The sequence below is a fragment of the Streptomyces sp. NPDC002867 genome (genome assembly GCF_053591895.1).
Genome location: NZ_JBSFUR010000017.1, coordinates 66,137 through 82,566, shown reverse-complemented (window position 1 = coordinate 82,566; position 16,430 = coordinate 66,137). Strand labels below are relative to the sequence as shown.

Genomic DNA, 16,430 nt, shown 5'->3' with positions numbered 1-16,430 from the left:
GGCGGTCAGGCCGCGACGGCCTCGTACAGGCTGAACGCGGCCAGGGCCAGCATCAGCGCGGCGGCGATCCTGGTGATCAGCCGCAGCGGCACGTACTTCATCAGCGTCCGGCCGCCGAGGATCCCGATCGCGGCGACGGCCCACAGCGCCAGCACGGCGCCGAGGCCGACGGAGAGCGGGCTGTCGTAACGGGCCGCGAGGTTGGCGGTCATGATCTGGGTCAGGTCACCGAACTCGGCGACGAGGATGAGCATGAACCCGGCCCCCGAGACCTTCCAGAAGGACTGGTCCGCCGGCGCCTTGATGCTCTCCTCGTCGCCGTCGTCCTTCTTCAGGAGCAGCATCAGCGCACCGGCGAGGAACAGCAGGCCGACGACGGCCTGCACCAGCCGGTGCGGCAGCAGGGTGAGCACGCTGCCGGCCGCGATGGCGAGCCCGACATGGACGGCGAAGGCGGAGGCCACCCCGGCGAAGACGTACGAGGCGCGGTACCGGGTGCCGAGCATCAGACCGGCCAGGGCGGTCTTGTCGGGCAGCTCGGCGAGGAAGACGACACCGAACGTGATCGCCATGACGGTAAAGCTGATCATGGAGGGAAAACCTCAATCGGTCGGGCGCGGCCCTGCCGAGAGTCCTGAGCGTTTCAGGGGTCGCTTCGGCACGGCAGCGCCATGAATGACATGGACACTGCGGCCGAAGGTCTCGCTGGCGGTCTCGGACGAGTCCGCCTCCGGGCGCCGGCCGGGCACGAGGCCCGGCAGTATGTCGACGTTCCGGCGAAGAGCTACTCCCCTTACGGTCCCCCCAGCATACGCGACCGTCCGGCCGGCCCCGTCAGGGACCTTGGTCCCGGCCTCCGGGGCCTACGTCACACCGGGCACGTGCGGCGTCGCGGTGCACGGGGTCGGCGGGAGGGGACCGTCACCGAGCCGATGGTCCGGCCGGCGACGGGCCGCGCCGCCGCGGTCAGGGAGTGTCCGTGCCGTCTCGGTGCAGCCGGCCCCGGGCGACGAGCTCCAGCACCACCGCGACGGCGACGGCCTGGACCGCCATCAGGGCGACGAGCACGAAGAGTTGCACCGCGCCCGCCTCCACCGGTGACGCGCCGCCGAGCAGCATGCCGACGAACGCACCCGGCAGCGTGACGAGTCCGACGGTCCTGGTCTGGTCGAGACCGGGCAGCAGGGCGTCGGAGGCGGGCTCGCGGGCCACTTCCATGCGGGCGTCCCGGTCCGGCAGGCCGAGGGCGAGGCCCGCTTCCACCTCGCCGCGGCGCTGGGCCAGTTCGTCCAGGGCCCGGCGGCCGCCGAGGACGGTCGCGGTGAGCGCACCGCCGATGAGGATGCCGGTCACGGGGACGAGGGTGATGCCCTTCACGGGCACGAGCCCGGTCAGCAGGAGGGCCGCGACCACGGGGAGGACGCCGGCGGCGATCGGGAGCGCTGCCCACCACCAGGTGGAGTTGACGGTGATACGGCGCCCGGCGGTGCGCACGGCGACGGCGTACATCAGCAGCAGGAAGGCGAGGAGCAGCGGTACGGCTCGGACGACCCAGCCGATCGCGAGGGAGACGACGGCGAGTTGGGCCGCCGCGCGCACGCCCGCGACGGCGATCGCGCGTGAACGGCCCAGGTGGGCGAGGGCGGCGACGGTCGCCGCGACGGCGAGCAGGACGGCCAGTACGGCCCCGAGGGTGAGGTTGACCGGCAGCAGCACGCGGCAACCCTAGCCCGTGGGACGGACGGTGCCGGAGCGTCAGAACCCTTGATGTGACGTGCTCATGTCGTCACTCTGTTACCTGGCGCCCATCCCCGAGCAACCTGGCGCCGCGAGCATGGCCACGCCTGGGCCCCTCCCGCACCGAAGGGCGCGGGGGCGGCCACGATCCCCCCACTACCCAAGGAGTTCGCATGTTTGGTGTCTACGCGCGTCACGCCCGCCGGGCGGCCGTCCTCGCCGCAGCCTCCGCCGTCGCGGCCACCGGCCTGCTGGCGACCGCTCCCGCCGCGCAGGCCGCGCCGCCCACTCCTGTCAGCGCCTCCACCGCCCGCAGCTACCTCAGCCAGCTGACCGTCGCCCCCGAGGGCTCCTCGACCGGCTACAGCCGTGACCTGTTCCCGCACTGGATCACCCAGTCGGGCGCCTGCAACACCCGCGAGGTCGTCCTCGAGCGCGACGGCTCGAACGTCGTCCAGGACTCCGGCTGCGCGGCCGTGAGCGGCAGTTGGTACTCCCCGTACGACGGCGCCACCTGGTACGCGGCCTCCGACGTCGACATCGACCACATCGTCCCGCTCGCCGAGGCGTGGCGCTCCGGCGCGAACAGCTGGACCACCTCCAAGCGCCAGCAGTTCGCCAACGACCTGACACGCCCGCAGCTGATCGCGGTCACCGACAACGTCAACCAGGCCAAGGGCGACCAGGACCCGGCCGAGTGGCTGCCCTCGGTCACCTCGTACCGCTGCATGTACGCCCGGATGTGGGTGCACACCAAGTACTACTGGAACCTGAAGGTCGACTCCGCCGAGAAGAGCGCGCTCCAGTCCATACTCAACGGCTGCTGACCGCAGCCCCCGGGCCCCCGCACGCCGGATGGAACCAGGCCGCCCCTTCCGTCGTTCCGTACCGTACGGAGCGACGGAAGGGGCACACATGGCCGGGCTGCGCCTGGGGCCGCTGCTGCGGTACGTGGACTGGGACACGGGCACGAGCGCGACCGTCTGGGTCGAGGCGGACCGCCCGTGCACGGCCGAGGTGCGCTGCGAAGGCGGCGGCCACGGCTCCTCGCGCACGTTCGCCGTCGCGGGCCACCACTACGCGCTCGTGGTCGTGACCGGTCTCACGCCGGGCACGACCTCGGCGTACGAGGTGCTGCTCGACGGCGAGCGGGTGTGGCCGCTGCCCGACTCGCGCTTCCCGCCCAGCACGATCCGTACGCCCGAGGCGCACTCGGCGGACGTCGTCGTCTCCTTCGGCTCCTGCCGCTGGGCCGCGCCGCCCGCCGGCGGGCACGACCCGGTGGGCCCCGACGCGCTGGACACCCTGGCCGCCGCGCTCGCCGCCGATCCCGCCGCCCGGCGGCCCGACGTGCTGCTTCTGCTCGGCGACCAGGTGTACGCGGACGAGACGTCGGACACGACCCGCCGGTGGATCGCCGGGCGGCGGGCCGCGGCGGGCACCGGCGCCACGGCGCCGGCGGAGCAGGTCGCGGACTTCGAGGAGTACACACGCCTGTACGACGAGTCCTGGCTCGACCCCGAGCTGCGCTGGCTGCTGTCGACGGTCCCCAGCTGCATGATCTTCGACGACCACGACCTGGTCGACGACTGGAACACCAGCGCGTCCTGGCTCGCGGACATGCGGGCGAAGCCGTGGTGGCAGGAGCGGGTGACCGGCGGACTCATGTCGTACTGGGTGTACCAGCACCTGGGCAACCTCTCCCCCGCCGAGCTGGACGCCGACGAGCTGTACGGGCAGGTGCGGGCCGCCGGGGACGGGACCGACGCGCTGCGGAAGTTCGCGCTGCGGGCGGATGCCGACCCGGCCTCGGTCCGCTGGAGCTATCGCCGCGACTTCGGCCGCACCCGGGTGCTGATGGTCGACACGCGGGCCGGCCGCGTGCTGGAGGAGCAGGCCCGGGCGATGCTCGACCCGCAGGAGGCCACGTGGCTGCGGGACCAGGCGCTCGACGGCCGGGGCTCGCTCGACCACCTGCTCGTCGGCAGCTCGCTCCCGTGGCTGCTGCCGCCCCTGATCCACGACGTGGAGGAGTGGAACGCGGCGCTGTGCCGGGGCGGGCGCGGCGCGCGCTGGGCGCGGCTGAGCGAGCGGGTGCGCAGAGGCGCGGACCTGGAGCACTGGGCGGCGTTCCCGGCGTCGTTCGAGAAGCTGACGCGCATGATCGCGGAGGCGGGCGCCCGTGAGGGCGCCCCCGCGACGGTGTGCGTGCTGTCCGGCGACGTGCACCACGCGTATGTGGCGGAGCCGGTGTGGCCGGCGGCCGGGCGGCCCGCGGCACGGGTGCTCCAGCTGACGTGCTCGCCGCTGCACAATTCGGTGCCCGCGGCGATCCGGGTCGGGTTCCGGTTCGGCTGGAGCCGGTTCGGGAGGCTGCTGGGCCGCGCGCTGGCCCGGCACGGCCGCACGGGCGCGCCGTCCGTGAACTGGCGGCGTACGGGCGGTCCGTGGTTCGGCAACCAGCTGATGACCCTGACGCTGCGGGGCCGTTCCGCCGCGCTGCGGCTCCAGAGGGCGGAGGGCCGGGAGGAGGTGCGGGGCGGAGCGGCGCGGCAGCTGACGACCGTGCTGGAGCGGACCCTGACGGACTGACGGACGGCCCTGACCGGGTGACGCGTTCCGGCCGTGCGGGGCGGGTGACGCGGACCCGGCCCGGCGGCCTGCGGCGTGACACCGGCATGATGAGGCGGACGATCCGCTTCCAGCGCCCGTCGCGCACCCCACATGCCCCGGGAGTCAGTGTTGTCCGCAGGTTCCGCGCAGTCCCCCCGCCCCTTTGCGATAGCCCTCGTCGGAGCAGGCCCCCGCGGCACGTGTTTCCTCGAACGGCTCTGCGCCTCCGTCCCCGACCTCGCCCCGGACACATCCCTGACCGTCCATGTGGTCGACCCCGCCGCGCCCGGCGCCGGCCGCGTGTGGCGCACCGACCAGAACGCCGAACTGCTCATGAACACGGTGGCCTCGCAGGTGACGGTGTTCACGGACGACAGCGTGGCCTGCGAGGGGCCGATACGCCCGGGGCCGAGCCTGTACGAGTGGGCCGCCGGCCGGCCCGGCGAGCGACTCTCCCCCGACGACTACCCCACCCGCGCCTGCTACGGGCGCTACCTGGAGTGGGCCTTCGCCCGCACGGTGGGCTCGGCGCCGGAGGCGGTGCGGGTACGGGTGCACCGGGCCCTCGCCGTACGGCTGGAGGACGACCGGGACGCCCCGGCCGACGTACGGGACCCCCTGCAGTCGCTCCGGCTCGACGACGGCACGCTGCTGTCCGGGCTGAGCGCGGTCGTGCTCGCGCAGGGCCATCTGCCGGTGGTTTCGCGCCAGTCCACGGCGCAGCTCGCCGACTACGCGGCCCGCCGCCCGGGGCTGCGCCACTTCCCGCCCGCCAACCCGGCCGACCTCGACCTGTCGGGCATCGCCGCCGGGGAGCGGGTGCTGCTGCGCGGCCTGGGGCTCAGCTTCTTCGACCATCTGGCCCTGTTGACGACGGGCCGCGGCGGCTCGTTCGTCCGCGACGGGGAGCGGGGACTCGTCTACCGTCCGTCCGGGCGCGAGCCGAAGCTGTACGCGGGCTCGCGGCGGGGCGTGCCCCACCAGGCGCGCGGCGACAACGCCAAGGGCCCGTCGGGACGGCACGAACCGCTGGTGCTGACTCCGGAGGTGATCGCCGGCTTCCGTGCGCGGGCCGAGGCCGGGCACCCGGCCGACTTCCTCTCGGAGATCTGGCCGCTGGTCGCCAAGGAGGTGGAGACCGTCTACTACGCGTCCCTGCCAGCGGTCCGGGAGCGTGAGACCGCGGGCGGGGGCGCGGGCGCGGGCTCCTTCCGTGAGCGGTTCCTGGCGGCGGGGCACGGCAGTACGGAGGAGGCCGAGACGCTGGAGGCGTTCGGCGTGGCGGAGGCGGACCGCTGGTCGTGGGACCGCCTCGCACGCCCGCACCGGGGCGAGGTCTTCACCTCCCGCGCCGGTCACCGGGCCTGGCTGCTCGCGTATCTGCGCGCGGACGCCGCGCACGCCGGGCTCGGCAATGTCGAGGGCCCGGTGAAGGCGGCTCTCGACGTGCTGCGCGACGTCCGCAACGAGCTGCGCCTGATCGTCGACCACGGAGGTCTGACCGGTACGTCCCGCCGCGACCACCTCGACCGCTGGTACACGCCGTTGAACGCGTTCCTCTCCATCGGCCCGCCCCGGCGCAGGATCGAGGAGATGACGGCGCTGATCGAGGCGGGCGTCCTGGAGGTGGTGGGGCCGCGGATGTCGGTGGGCACCGAGGCCGGGCTGTTCACGGCGCAGTCGCCGGACGTACCGGGATCGGCCGTGACGTTCACCACGCTCATCGAGGCGCGGCTGCCGGAGCCGGATCTGCGCAGGACGTGCGACGAGCTGCTCGGCCGGCTGCTGAAGACAGGCCAGTGCCGCCCTCACGCCATCGACGGTTACGAAACCGGAGGTCTGGATGTCACACCACGCCCGTACCGTCTGGTCAACCGTCAGGGGCGGGCGCATCCACGGCGGTTCGCGTTCGGCGTGCCCACCGAGGGCGTGCACTGGGTGACCGCGGCGGGCGCCCGGCCGGGCGTGGACTCGGTGACGCTGTCGGATGCCGACGCGGTCGCGCGCGCGGCCCTGCGCTCGCTCGCCCCGCCGCTCGCGGGCGCGGGCCGCGGCCCGGGCAGGGACATCGAGGCCGGCATCGAGAGCGGGGCGGAATTCGGACGGCGGCCGAATGTTGAACTTGCAAGTATGAATTAGGTCCGCCTAACCTGGACCTCCTCATCGGTTCCGTCCCCCATGACCGAAGGAGTCCCATGGCAACCCCCACATTTTCCGGTCGGCTGCATCAGGCGCAGCCGTACGCCCTCGGGCTGTTCCGCATCGTCGTCGGCCTGCTGTTCCTGTGCCACGGCGCCGCCTCGCTGTTCGGCGTGCTCGGCGGGATGAACGGCACCACCGTGGAGACCGGCGTCTGGCCCGACTGGTACGCGGCGGTCATCCAGCTCGTCGCCGGCGCGCTGGTGCTGCTCGGCCTCGGCACGCGCACCGCCGCGTTCCTCGCGTCCGGCTCGATGGCGTACGCCTACTTCTCGGTGCACCAGCCGGAGTCGCTGTTCCCGCTCCAGAACGGCGGCGAGGCGTCCGCCCTGTTCTGCTGGGCGTTCCTGCTGCTGGTCTTCACCGGCCCCGGCGCGCTCGCGCTCGACGGCCTGTTCGGCGCACGCGGCACGGAGCGGGAGGGCGAGGGCGCCCGCGCGGAGAAGGCGGCCGTGACCGCCTGACTCCCAACCCCGCTTTTCCGCACGGCCGTTGGGCCGCCCGTTTCCCAGCCTGGCGCCTCGCGCGCGGAGTGCGGCGGCGCCCGGTCCCTCGTCACGAGGGGCCGGGCGCTTCGCGTTCCGCGCGTCTGTCGTACGCGCCCCCTGGGGGTTCACGCGGTGTACGACATCTGGCTCCCCTCCCGCCCCCCTCCCGATCTCCGCGTGTCACCCGGGCGTACGCTGTACAGCTGTCAAGCCGCCCCCTGGCGCCCCTCGCGACACAGCGGCCTTGTCACCGGAACCGGGGAGAGAACAAGGTGCTGGAGAGTGTGGGGTCGCTGACCGGCAGCCCATGGATCTACGCCGTCGTGGCCCTGTCCGTCCTCCTCGACGTCTTCCTGCCCGTCCTGCCCAGCGGTGTGCTGGTGATCACGGCCGCGACCGCTGCCGCCGCGGGCTCCACGGCGACCGTCGCAGACGCGGCGGGGCAGGTGCAGCGCGAAGTCCCCTCCCTGCTCGTCCTCGTGCTCTGCGCGGCGACCGCGTCCGTGCTGGGCGACCTGGTCGCCTACCGGCTCGCCTGGCGCGGCGGCGACCGCTTCGACCGGGCCATCGCCCGCTCCCGCCGCCTGACCAGAGCGCAGGAACGTCTCGGCGCCGCGCTCAGCCGCGGCGGCGGAGCGCTCGTCGTCATCGCCCGCTTCGCGCCCGCCGGACGGTCGGTCGTCTCGCTGGGCGCGGGCGCCGCACGACGCACGGTGAGGGAGTTCCTGCCGTGGTCGGCCCTGGCCGGTCTGGCCTGGGCCGGCTACAGCGTCGGCCTCGGCTACTTCGGCGGCCAGTGGCTCGGCGCGAGCTGGGTCGGCGCGGCGGTGTCGGTGCTGGCGCTGTTCGCGGCCGGGTCGGTGGCCGCCTACGTCATGCGGCGTCCGACGCCGGTCGCCTGACGGCCCCGCCGCGCACCTCGAGCCCTTCGAGGAGCCTGCGGGTGGCCTCGGTGATCTCGTCGACGGCCTGCTCGAACACCTCCCGGTTGTGCGCGGCGGGCGCCCGGAAGCCGGACACCTTGCGCACGTACTGCAGAGCGGCGGCGCGCATGTCCTCCTCGGTGGCCTCCTCGGGGAGCACGGGCGGACGAAGGGTCTTGATGCTGCGGCACATGCGTCCAGTGTGCCGCGCGCCACTGACAGCCCGCGAGCGTCGGGCCCCGGGGAGGAAAAGCGGCGGGGGCCCGTCAGGCCGGTCCCGGGCGGACAGTAGAGTGCGGCTCCGTCCCCTCCCCCGCTTCCCGAGGTACCCGACTCCGTGACCCCCGCACCGCGCCCACCTGCAGTGACCGTCGTCGGGATCGGCGCGGACGGCTGGCCGGGGCTCGCCCTCGCCTCCCAGGACGCCCTGCGCGGAGCCGAGGTGATCATCGGCGGTACGCGGCAGCTGGCGCTGCTGCCCGGCGAGTGCGACGGCGAACGGGTGCCGTGGCCCAGCCCCCTGCGCCCCGCCGTCCCCGGGCTCCTCGCCGCGCACGCCGGGCGCCGCGTCGCCGTCCTCGCCAGCGGCGACCCCTTCTTCCACGGCATCGGGCGCGCCCTCGCCGACGAGCTCGGGCCCCACGCGCTGCGCGTGCTGCCGCATCCGTCCTCCGTCTCGTACGCGTGCGCCCGGCTCGGCTGGCCCGTCGAGGACACCGGCGTCGTCACACTCGTCGGCCGCCCGGCGGCCCGCCTCGCCGCCGCCCTGCACGACGGGCGCCGCCTGCTGGTGCTCAGCACGGGGGCGGACACGCCCGCCGAGGTCGCCGCCCTGTTGCGGGACCGCGGCTACGGCCCGACGCGGATGCGTGTGCTCGCACAGCTCGGCGCCGACGCCGAGCGGCACGTCGACGGCACCGCCGACACCTGGGACACCGACGCCGCCGGCGCCGTCGACCCGCTGAACGTCATCGCCCTCGACTGCCGCCGCGCCCCCGGCGCCCTGCGGCTGTCCGCCGCGCCGGGTCTGCCGGACGAGGCGTACGAGCACGACGGCCAGCTCACCAAGCGCCATGTCCGCGCCGCCACCCTCGCGGCGCTCGCGCCCGCGCCCGGCGAACTCCTGTGGGACATCGGCGGCGGGTCGGGGTCGATCGCGATCGAGTGGATGCGTACGCATCCGTCGTGCCGCGCGGTCACCGTCGAACGCGACGCCGTGCGCGCCGAGCGCATCGCCCGCAACGCCGACACCCTCGGCGTGCCCGCCCTGCGCGTCGTGCGCGGAGCGGCGCCCGAGGCCCTGGCCGGGCTGCCCGCGCCCGACGCCGTGTTCATCGGTGGCGGGCTGACCGTCCCCGGCCTGCTGGACGCCTGCTGGAACGCGCTGGCGCCCGGCGGCCGGCTGGTCGCCAACACCGTGACGCTGGAGTCCGAGGCGCTGCTCGCCGAGCGGTACCGCGCGCTGGGCGGCGAGCTCGTACGGCTCGCGGTCGCACACGCCGTGCCCGTCGGCGGGTTCACCGGCTGGCGCCAGGCGATGCCGGTCACCCAATGGTCCGTCACCAAGAGCGGAGAACTGTCATGACCGTGTACTTCATCGGTGCGGGCCCCGGAGCCGCCGACCTGATCACCGTGCGCGGCGCGCGCACGCTGGCGTCGTGCGGAGTCTGCCTGTACGCCGGCTCCCTGGTCCCCACGGAGCTGCTGGCCGAATGCCCGCCGGACGCGCGCCTGGTGGACACGGCCCGGATGGACCTGGACGCCATCACGGCCGAGCTGGTCCGCGCCCACGAGGAGGGCCACGACGTCGCCCGGCTGCACTCGGGCGACCCGTCGGTCTTCAGCGCGGTCGCCGAGCAGATGCGGCGGCTGGACGCGGCGGGCGTGCCGTACGAAGTGGTCCCGGGCGTACCGGCGTTCGCGGCGGCGGCCGCGGCGCTGAAGCGGGAGCTCACGGTCCCGACCGTGGGCCAGACGGTGATCCTGACGCGTATCGCCCAGCAGGCGACGCCGATGCCGGAGGGCGAGGACCTGGCGACGCTGGGCAGGAGCGGGGCGCTGCTGGTGCTGCACCTGGCGGCGCGCTACGTGGACCGGGTCGTCGACGAACTGGTCCCGCACTACGGCAAGGACTGCCCGGCGGCGGTCGTGGCGATGGCGAGCCGCCCGGACGAACTGGTCCTGCGGGGCACGCTGGAGGACATCGCGGACCAGGTGACGTCGGCGGGGGTGACGCGGACGGCGGTGATCCTGGTGGGCCGCACGCTGGCGGCGACGCAGTTCCGCGACAGCCATCTGTACTCCCCGGAACGCGACCGCCACACCTGCTGACGGACCCGCCCCGGGATGCGCCCGGGTACGGGGCGCGGCCCCAGGTCCCGGGGGTGCGCCCGGTACGGGGGGCAGCGCAGGCCCCCCGGGTGCGGCCCTCGTCCCGGGGTGCGCCCGGCACGGGCGCGGCGCAGGCCCCCGGGCCGAGAGCGCCCCGAACCGTGCGACGCCCCCGTGGCGTTGCGCCCCCCAGACTCCGTCCGGGGGTGCCCCCATCGCCCAGCGGAACAGTTGCCCACAACGGTGGCCGGATTCCGCGCGGCGAAGCCCGCCCGAACGGGGCCGGGGCGGAGGCCCACGGGTCCCGCGCGGCGAAGCCCGCACGGACGAGGCCGGGGCGAAGCCCCGCAGGTTCCCGCGCGGCGCAGCCCGCCCACGGGCGGAGGGCAGGGGCGGAGCCCCACAGGTCCCGCGCGCGTTCGGGGCGGAGCCCCACAGGCCCCGCGCGGCGCAGCCCGCGCACGGCCCGGGGCCGGGGCGGAGACCCAGGGGCTCGTCAGAGTTTCGGGAAGGGGCGGGGCGGGGGAATCACCCCACGCGGCACAACCCGCGCCCTCGGGGCGGAGTCCCCACAGGTTCCCGCGGCGAAGCCCGCCCACGGGCGAGGGCAGGAGCGGAGCCCCACAGGTCCCGCGCGCGTTCGGGGCGGAGCCCCACAGGCCCCGCGCGGCGCAGCCCGCGCACGGCCGGGGCCGGGGCGCAGCCCCGGGGCTCGTCAGAGTTTCGGGAAGGGGCGGGGCGGGGGAATCACCCCACGCGGCACAACCCGCGCCCTCGGGGCACAGCCCCAAGACCCGCCTACGGCGCAGCCGGGAAACCGGCTCACGGCCCCGCCGGGGCCGACCGGCCCACCACCGTCCCCGCGCGGTCGATGCACACCACGTCCACCGCCACCGGCGCCCCCCGCAGGACCGACAGGGCCTCGTCGCGGGCCCTCGCCGCGACGAGGTCGCCGAGCGCGACGCCCGCCGCCTCGCACAGGCGCAGCGCCGCCAGGCCCGTGTTGGCCGTGGCGATCTCCGCGGCGAGAGACTCGGACGCGCCGCCCGCGCGGGCCAGAGCGGCGAGGAAGCCCTTGTCGACCTGGGAGCGGGCCGAGTGCAGGTCCAGGTGACCGGCCGCCAGCTTGGAGAGCTTGGCGAAGCCGCCGCAGACGGTGAGCCGGTCGACCGGATGCCGCCGCACGTACTTCAGCACCGCGCCCGCGAAGTCGCCCATGTCGAGCAGGGCGATCTCCGGCAGGTCGTAGAGCGTCGCCACGGTCTTCTCGGAGGTCGAACCCGTACAGCCCGCCACGTGCGTCAGGCCCGCCGCGCGGGCCACGTCCACACCGCGGCGGATGGAGTCGATCCAGGCCGAGCAGGAGTACGGGACGACGATGCCGGTCGTCCCGAGGACGGACAGGCCGCCGAGGATGCCGATCCGCGGGTTCCACGTGGAGCGGGCGATCTCCTCGCCGTCGTCGACGGAGACGGTGATCTCGACGTCCCCCGTGCCGCCGTGACGGCGAGCCACGAGCGCGACGTGGTCGCGCATCATCTGGCGCGGAACCGGGTTGATCGCCGGTTCGCCCACCTCCAGGGGCAGGCCGGGCAGCGTGACCGTGCCGACGCCGGGTCCGGCCCGGAAGACGACTCCGGAACCGGCCGGCAGCAGGCGGACCGTCGCCCTGACCAGCGCGCCGTGCGTCACGTCCGGGTCGTCGCCGGCGTCCTTGACGATCCCGGCCATGGCGGACGACGAGCCGGTCAGGGCTTCGACGGCCAGGGCGAAGGAGGGCGTCTGGCCCTTCGGCAGTGTGATCGTCACCGGGTCCGGGAACTCCCCGGTGAGCAGCGCCGTGTACGCGGCCGTGGTCGCCGCCGTGGCGCACGCCCCGGTCGTCCATCCGGGCCGCAGACCGGTGTGCTTGAGTTGGGCGTCCCGCCCGCCGCCTGAACTCATGAAAGGACTCCCGTGCACGTACTCATTCTCGGCGGGACCACCGAGGCCCGCGCCCTCGCCGCGACCCTGCATCCCGAGGTCCATGTCACCAGCTCACTCGCCGGGCGCGTCGCGAGCCCCCGGCTGCCGGTGGGCGAGGTACGGGTCGGCGGGTTCGGCGGTGTGGACGGGCTCGTGGACTGGGTGCGCGCACACCACGTGGACGCGGTCATCGACGCCACCCATCCCTTCGCCGAGCGGATCAGCTTCAACGCGGCCCGGGCGGCCGCCACCGCCCATGTTCCCCTGCTGGCACTGCGCCGCCCCGGGTGGGTCCCGGTCGAGGGCGACGACTGGCACCCGGTCGGCTCGCTGACGGAGGCGGCCCGCGCACTTGACGGCCTCGGGGAGCGGGTGTTCCTGACGACCGGGCGCATGGGGCTCGCCGCCTTCGCGGACTGCCCGCAGTGGTTCCTCGTCCGGTCGGTGGACGCGCCGGAGGCCCCGATGCCGGCCCGCACCGAAATCCTTCTCGACCGGGGCCCCTTCACCCTCGACGACGAGAGAGAGTTGTTGCGCACCCACCGCCTCGACGTCCTGGTGACGAAGGACAGCGGCGGCGCGGCGACCGCCCCGAAGCTCCGCGCGGCCCGCGATGCGGGCATCCCGGTGGTGGTCGTGCGCAGACCGCCGGTGCCCGAGGGCGTGCGGGTGGCCGCGACGGTCGAGGAAGCGGCGGCCTGGGTGCACGGCTGAGGCCGCCGCCCCCTCGCGGGGCGCGGCGGCCTCGTTCACGGGTGCCTCAGCTCGCGGCGGGAGCGCCGAGCTCCGTCACCTCGACCCAGGAGACGGCGTCGAAGTCCCACTCGACGAGCGAGTTGTCCCAGTCGTCGCGGGCGGCCACGGCATACCGCACGGTCTCGCCGTCCGGGATCGCCCCGTACAGGAGCGACGTGTCCGCCTCTCCGACGTACGCGACGTGCCGGTACAGCCACACGCCATCGCCGGAACCGTCGCCGTCCGGGTACCAGTCGGCCCGGTAGACGTCGTACCGCATGAGGTCGGGCTCCGTGCTCGGCGCCCACTCCAGGAACACGCCGTCCTCGCGGGCCGTCGCCTTCAGGCCCGTGACGGGCGCCGGGGCGACCAGGTCGCCGTCGGTCGTCGCGGACGCGGAGGCGGACACGGGGGACTCGTTGCCCGCCTCGTCCACTGCGGTCACCGTGTAGGTGTACGTGGTGCCGTGGTCGACCGTCATGTCCGTGTAGGTACTGCCCCGGACCTCCCTGTAGAGGGAGCCGAAGCGGTACAGGCGGTAATGGTCGACGTCGTCGCCGGACGAGGGGGTCCAGCTGACGACGATGCCGTTGCGCGGCTCGAAACGGGCCGTCACGTCCGTCGGCGCGACGGGCGCGTAGTCGCCGCGCGTTGCGGAGACCACGGTCCGTGTCGCCGACGTGTTGCCGGCCGCGTCGGTGGCGGAGACGGCGTACGTGTAGCCCGTCCGCTCGGTGCCGGTGGTGTCCGTCCAGGAGGCCGAGGTCACCGTGGCCAGCTGGAGCACAGGGTGGGTGCCACCGGTGTCGGTCTGCCCCTGCTGCTGCCGGAAGACGGTGTACTTCGTCGCGCCGGTGACCGGCTGCCACGCCAGCGCCGTCCCGCCCTGCCCGTCCGTCGCCGTCAGCCCGCCCGGTGCCGCCGGCGCGGTCCGGTCGACACTGGTGACGGTCACGTCCGCGCTGCCCGAGGACTCGCGGCCCGCCTTGTCGACGGCGCGGACCTCGTAGAGGAACGATTCGCCGGTGGCAGGCGGGTAGTTGACGAAGGAGGTGCCGGTGACGAGGGCCGTGCCGCTGACCTTCGCCCAGGACGTGGAGCTCAGCCGGCGGTAGACGCGGTAACCGGCGAGGTCCATCTCCTTGTTCGCCGACCAGCGGAGCGTGGCCTTGTTGACGGTCCGGTCGTACGCGACCGAGGTACCGGTGGGCGCGAGCGGCCGGACCGTGTCGACGGTGGCCGACGTGCGGGGCGCGTAGGTGAACTTGACGTTCGCGGCGCCCGTCCAGGCCACGTAGTCCACGCGAATCGTGTGGCGTCCGGCAGGGACGGTGACGTTGACGGTCTTGCTCTGCGTGGTGGAGACGTTCCGCCACAGGTCGATCTTGCGCACCCCGTCGAGGTACACGCGGACGCCGTCCTGCGTCGCGGCGGAGAACGTGAACGGCCCGCCGGAGCCGAAGTCGCGGGTGACGGACCATCGGACGGAGAAGTTGTCCCTCGGCAGGGTCACGCCGGCCGGGTCTCCGGTGCCGTAGTTCTCGTTGACGGTGGCGTCGCAGCTGGTGAGCTTGGGCGTGCCGCTGAACGAGGTGTTGGCGAAGAACTGCGCCTTCCAGACCGGAGCGGTGCAGGTGACAGCCGCGGAGGCCGGGGTGGCGGTGAGGAGACCGCCCGCTGCGGCGAGGGTGGCCGTCGTGGCCAGCGCGCTCAGCCGGGTACGAGTGTTCACAGAGTTTGGGGCCCTTTCCGGACCACGCGGCGCAAAGCCGGGGCTGTTCAACACGAGATGAAGGAGCGATGCGCGGGGGGAGGGGGGCGGTGCGGGTGGGGCCGGTGTTCCGCCGGAGGAGGACTGTACAGCCCTGTTCCGCTCCGTACGAGGGCACGGCCGGTCCGGGCGTCGAACCGGCACGCGGGAGCCGGTGCCGTCGCGGGAAGGCCGTCCGCGTCGCTCACCCGGACGCGGACGGCCTCGGCGCGTTCACCCGTAGCGGCGCGGCGTCCAGGCGATCGTGCGGCCGTCGCCACGCTCGACCGCCTGGGTCCGGGACGAGCCGATCAGCAGCAGCGTGCGCATGTCGACCTCGGAGGGCTCCAGCGTCTTCAGGGTCACCACCCGCACCGACTGTTCCGGGCCGCCCACGTCCCGCGCCACGACCACCGGGGTCTCGGGCGAACGGAGTTCGAGCAGCAGGTCACGGGCGGCCGCGACCTGATGGGTACGGGAGCGGGAGCCCGGGTTGTAGATCGCCAGGACCAGGTCCGCCGAGACCGCCGCGCGCAGGCGCTCCGCGATGACCTCCCAGGGCTTGAGCCGGTCGGACAGGGAGATCGTGGCGTAGTCGTGGCCGAGCGGGGCGCCCGCAGCGGCCGCCGCCGCGTTCGCGGCGGTCACGCCCGGCAGCACCCGTACGGGCACGTCCCGGTACTCCTCCTGGGAGGCGACCTCCAGCACCGCCGTGGCCATGGCGAAGACTCCCGGGTCGCCGCCCGAGACGACGGCGACCCGCCGTCCGCGCCGCGCCAGGTCCAGGGCGAACTCGGCGCGTTCGGACTCCACCTTGTTGTCGGAGCCGTGCCGGATCTGGCCGGGGCGGTGCGGGACGCGGTCCAGGTACGTGGTGTAGCCGACGAGTTCGTCGGCGTCGGCGAGCGCGCGGCGCGTCTCGGGCGTCAGCCACAACGGGCCGGCGGGCCCCGTGCCGACGACCACGACCTCGCCGCTCTCCGGCTCCGGCCGGGGGTTGGCGATACGGCTCGGCACGACGGCGACGGAGAAGTACGGCACCGACGCCGGGTCGATGCCGGCCAGTCGCCCGGTCCGTTCGCCGTTCATCGTGGCCCGCTCCACGTACCGGGCCTCGTCCAGCCGGCCCGAGGTCTCCATCGCGCGGCGCACGGCGGGGAAGGTACGGCCGAGCTTCATCACGACGGCCGAGTCGGTCGCGGCGAGACGGGCGGTCAGCTCCTCTTCCGGCAGCGTGCCGGGGATGACCGTGAGGACCTCCTCCGCCTCGCACAGCGGGGTCCCGAGCCGGGCCGCGGCGGCACTGATGGAGGTGACGCCGGGGACGACCTCGGTCGGGTAGCGGTGCGCGAGCCGCTTGTGCATGTGCTGGTAGGAGCCGTAGAAGAACGGGTCGCCCTCGGCGAGGACGGCCACCGTCCGCCCGGCGTCGAGGTGCTCGGCGAGCCGGGCCGCCGCCTCCTCGTAGAAGTCGTCGAGCGCGCCGCGGTACCCGCCGGGATGGTCGGTCGTCTCGACCGTGATCGGGTACATCAGGCGCTCCTCGATGTGGTCGGGGCGCAGATGCGGGGCGGCGATGGAGCGGGCGATGGAACGGCCGTGGCGCGCGCAGTGATACGCGATCACGTCCGCCTCGGCGATGATGCGCGCGGCGCGCAGGGTCATCAGCTCCGGGTCGCCGGGGCCGAG

Annotated in this window: 14 protein-coding genes; 8 read left to right on the top strand and 6 right to left on the bottom strand. The window is 74.4% G+C overall.

From position 1 onward, the window contains the following. Positions 1 to 5: 5 nt before the first annotated feature. Both ACWD0A_RS18425 and ACWD0A_RS18420 read right to left on the bottom strand, forming a co-directional pair. Complete coding sequence (locus ACWD0A_RS18425) at positions 6 to 590, bottom strand: TMEM165/GDT1 family protein (RefSeq protein ID WP_451299299.1); 585 nt, start codon at positions 588 to 590, stop codon at positions 6 to 8. Positions 591 to 966: 376 nt separating this feature from the next. Further along, a complete protein-coding gene (locus ACWD0A_RS18420; RefSeq protein ID WP_451299297.1) occupies positions 967 to 1,716 on the bottom strand; it encodes an ABC transporter permease in 750 nt (249 codons plus the stop codon). Between the two features lie 194 nt (positions 1,717 to 1,910). Here ACWD0A_RS18420 and ACWD0A_RS18415 point away from each other — a divergent pair, with 194 nt between their 5' ends. The 5 genes from ACWD0A_RS18415 to ACWD0A_RS18395 all read left to right on the top strand — a co-directional run bounded on the left by ACWD0A_RS18415 (position 1,911) and on the right by ACWD0A_RS18395 (position 7,939). Next, positions 1,911 to 2,564, top strand: coding sequence for an HNH endonuclease family protein (locus tag ACWD0A_RS18415; RefSeq protein ID WP_451299295.1), 654 nt, complete (start codon positions 1,911 to 1,913; stop codon positions 2,562 to 2,564). An 88-nt stretch (positions 2,565 to 2,652) separates the two neighbouring features. Continuing rightward, positions 2,653 to 4,329, top strand: coding sequence for an alkaline phosphatase D family protein (locus ACWD0A_RS18410; protein ID WP_451299293.1), 1,677 nt, complete (start codon positions 2,653 to 2,655; stop codon positions 4,327 to 4,329). Between the two features lie 132 nt (positions 4,330 to 4,461). Next, positions 4,462 to 6,489 carry an FAD/NAD(P)-binding protein gene (locus ACWD0A_RS18405; RefSeq protein WP_451299291.1) on the top strand — a complete coding sequence of 676 codons (2,028 nt, stop codon included), beginning with the start codon at positions 4,462 to 4,464 and terminating at the stop codon, positions 6,487 to 6,489. 56 nt (positions 6,490 to 6,545) lie between these two features. Continuing rightward, positions 6,546 to 7,013, top strand: a complete 468-nt coding sequence (locus ACWD0A_RS18400) for a DoxX family protein (protein WP_451299289.1) — start codon at positions 6,546 to 6,548, stop codon at positions 7,011 to 7,013. Positions 7,014 to 7,309: 296 nt separating this feature from the next. Further along, positions 7,310 to 7,939: a DedA family protein gene (locus tag ACWD0A_RS18395; protein WP_451299287.1), complete on the top strand. Its 630-nt coding sequence runs from the start codon at positions 7,310 to 7,312 to the stop codon at positions 7,937 to 7,939. Here the strand turns inward: ACWD0A_RS18395 and ACWD0A_RS18390 are convergent. Further along, positions 7,911 to 8,153, bottom strand: a complete 243-nt coding sequence (locus tag ACWD0A_RS18390; RefSeq protein ID WP_451299285.1) for a DUF2277 domain-containing protein — start codon at positions 8,151 to 8,153, stop codon at positions 7,911 to 7,913. The genes ACWD0A_RS18395 and ACWD0A_RS18390 overlap by 29 nt on opposite strands. Positions 8,154 to 8,297: 144 nt before the next feature. Here ACWD0A_RS18390 and cbiE point away from each other — a divergent pair, with 144 nt between their 5' ends. Then, the gene (cbiE, locus tag ACWD0A_RS18385) at positions 8,298 to 9,545 is read left to right on the top strand and encodes a precorrin-6y C5,15-methyltransferase (decarboxylating) subunit CbiE (protein ID WP_451299283.1); all 1,248 of its coding nucleotides are present in this window, start codon (positions 8,298 to 8,300) and stop codon (positions 9,543 to 9,545) included. Then, positions 9,542 to 10,291: a precorrin-4 C(11)-methyltransferase gene (gene cobM, locus ACWD0A_RS18380; RefSeq protein ID WP_451299281.1), complete on the top strand. Its 750-nt coding sequence runs from the start codon at positions 9,542 to 9,544 to the stop codon at positions 10,289 to 10,291. Before cbiE ends, cobM begins: the two co-directional genes overlap by 4 nt. 822 nt (positions 10,292 to 11,113) lie before the next feature. Here the strand turns inward: cobM and ACWD0A_RS18375 are convergent. Further along, entirely contained in the window at positions 11,114 to 12,235 is a 1,122-nt protein-coding gene (locus ACWD0A_RS18375; RefSeq protein WP_451299279.1) for a cobalt-precorrin-5B (C(1))-methyltransferase, read from the bottom strand. Between the two features lie 12 nt (positions 12,236 to 12,247). Here ACWD0A_RS18375 and ACWD0A_RS18370 point away from each other — a divergent pair, with 12 nt between their 5' ends. Then, positions 12,248 to 12,970, top strand: coding sequence for a cobalt-precorrin-6A reductase (locus ACWD0A_RS18370; protein WP_451299277.1), 723 nt, complete (start codon positions 12,248 to 12,250; stop codon positions 12,968 to 12,970). A 46-nt stretch (positions 12,971 to 13,016) separates the two neighbouring features. Here ACWD0A_RS18370 and ACWD0A_RS18365 read toward each other — a convergent pair whose 3' ends face one another. Both ACWD0A_RS18365 and cobJ read right to left on the bottom strand, forming a co-directional pair. Continuing rightward, positions 13,017 to 14,723, bottom strand: coding sequence for a fibronectin type III domain-containing protein (locus ACWD0A_RS18365; protein WP_451299275.1), 1,707 nt, complete (start codon positions 14,721 to 14,723; stop codon positions 13,017 to 13,019). Positions 14,724 to 14,975: 252 nt separating this feature from the next. Further along, on the bottom strand, positions 14,976 to 16,406 hold the full coding sequence (cobJ, locus tag ACWD0A_RS18360; RefSeq protein ID WP_451299410.1) for a precorrin-3B C(17)-methyltransferase: 1,431 nt from the start codon (positions 16,404 to 16,406) through the stop codon (positions 14,976 to 14,978). Positions 16,407 to 16,430 lie beyond the last annotated feature (24 nt).

What these genes read in the sequence shown, in the direction of transcription:
- ACWD0A_RS18425 (WP_451299299.1), bottom strand. Translation starts at nt 590, where the DNA reads ATGATCAGCTTTACCGTCATGGCGATCACGTTCGGTGTCGTCTTCCTC.
- ACWD0A_RS18415 (WP_451299295.1), top strand. Translation starts at nt 1,911, where the DNA reads ATGTTTGGTGTCTACGCGCGTCACGCCCGCCGGGCGGCCGTCCTCGCC.
- ACWD0A_RS18410 (WP_451299293.1), top strand. Translation starts at nt 2,653, where the DNA reads ATGGCCGGGCTGCGCCTGGGGCCGCTGCTGCGGTACGTGGACTGGGAC.
- ACWD0A_RS18405 (WP_451299291.1), top strand. Translation starts at nt 4,462, where the DNA reads ATGCCCCGGGAGTCAGTGTTGTCCGCAGGTTCCGCGCAGTCCCCCCGC.
- ACWD0A_RS18400 (WP_451299289.1), top strand. Translation starts at nt 6,546, where the DNA reads ATGGCAACCCCCACATTTTCCGGTCGGCTGCATCAGGCGCAGCCGTAC.
- ACWD0A_RS18390 (WP_451299285.1), bottom strand. Translation starts at nt 8,153, where the DNA reads ATGTGCCGCAGCATCAAGACCCTTCGTCCGCCCGTGCTCCCCGAGGAG.
- cobM (WP_451299281.1), top strand. Translation starts at nt 9,542, where the DNA reads ATGACCGTGTACTTCATCGGTGCGGGCCCCGGAGCCGCCGACCTGATC.
- ACWD0A_RS18375 (WP_451299279.1), bottom strand. Translation starts at nt 12,235, where the DNA reads ATGAGTTCAGGCGGCGGGCGGGACGCCCAACTCAAGCACACCGGTCTG.
- cobJ (WP_451299410.1), bottom strand. Translation starts at nt 16,406, where the DNA reads ATGACCCTGCGCGCCGCGCGCATCATCGCCGAGGCGGACGTGATCGCG.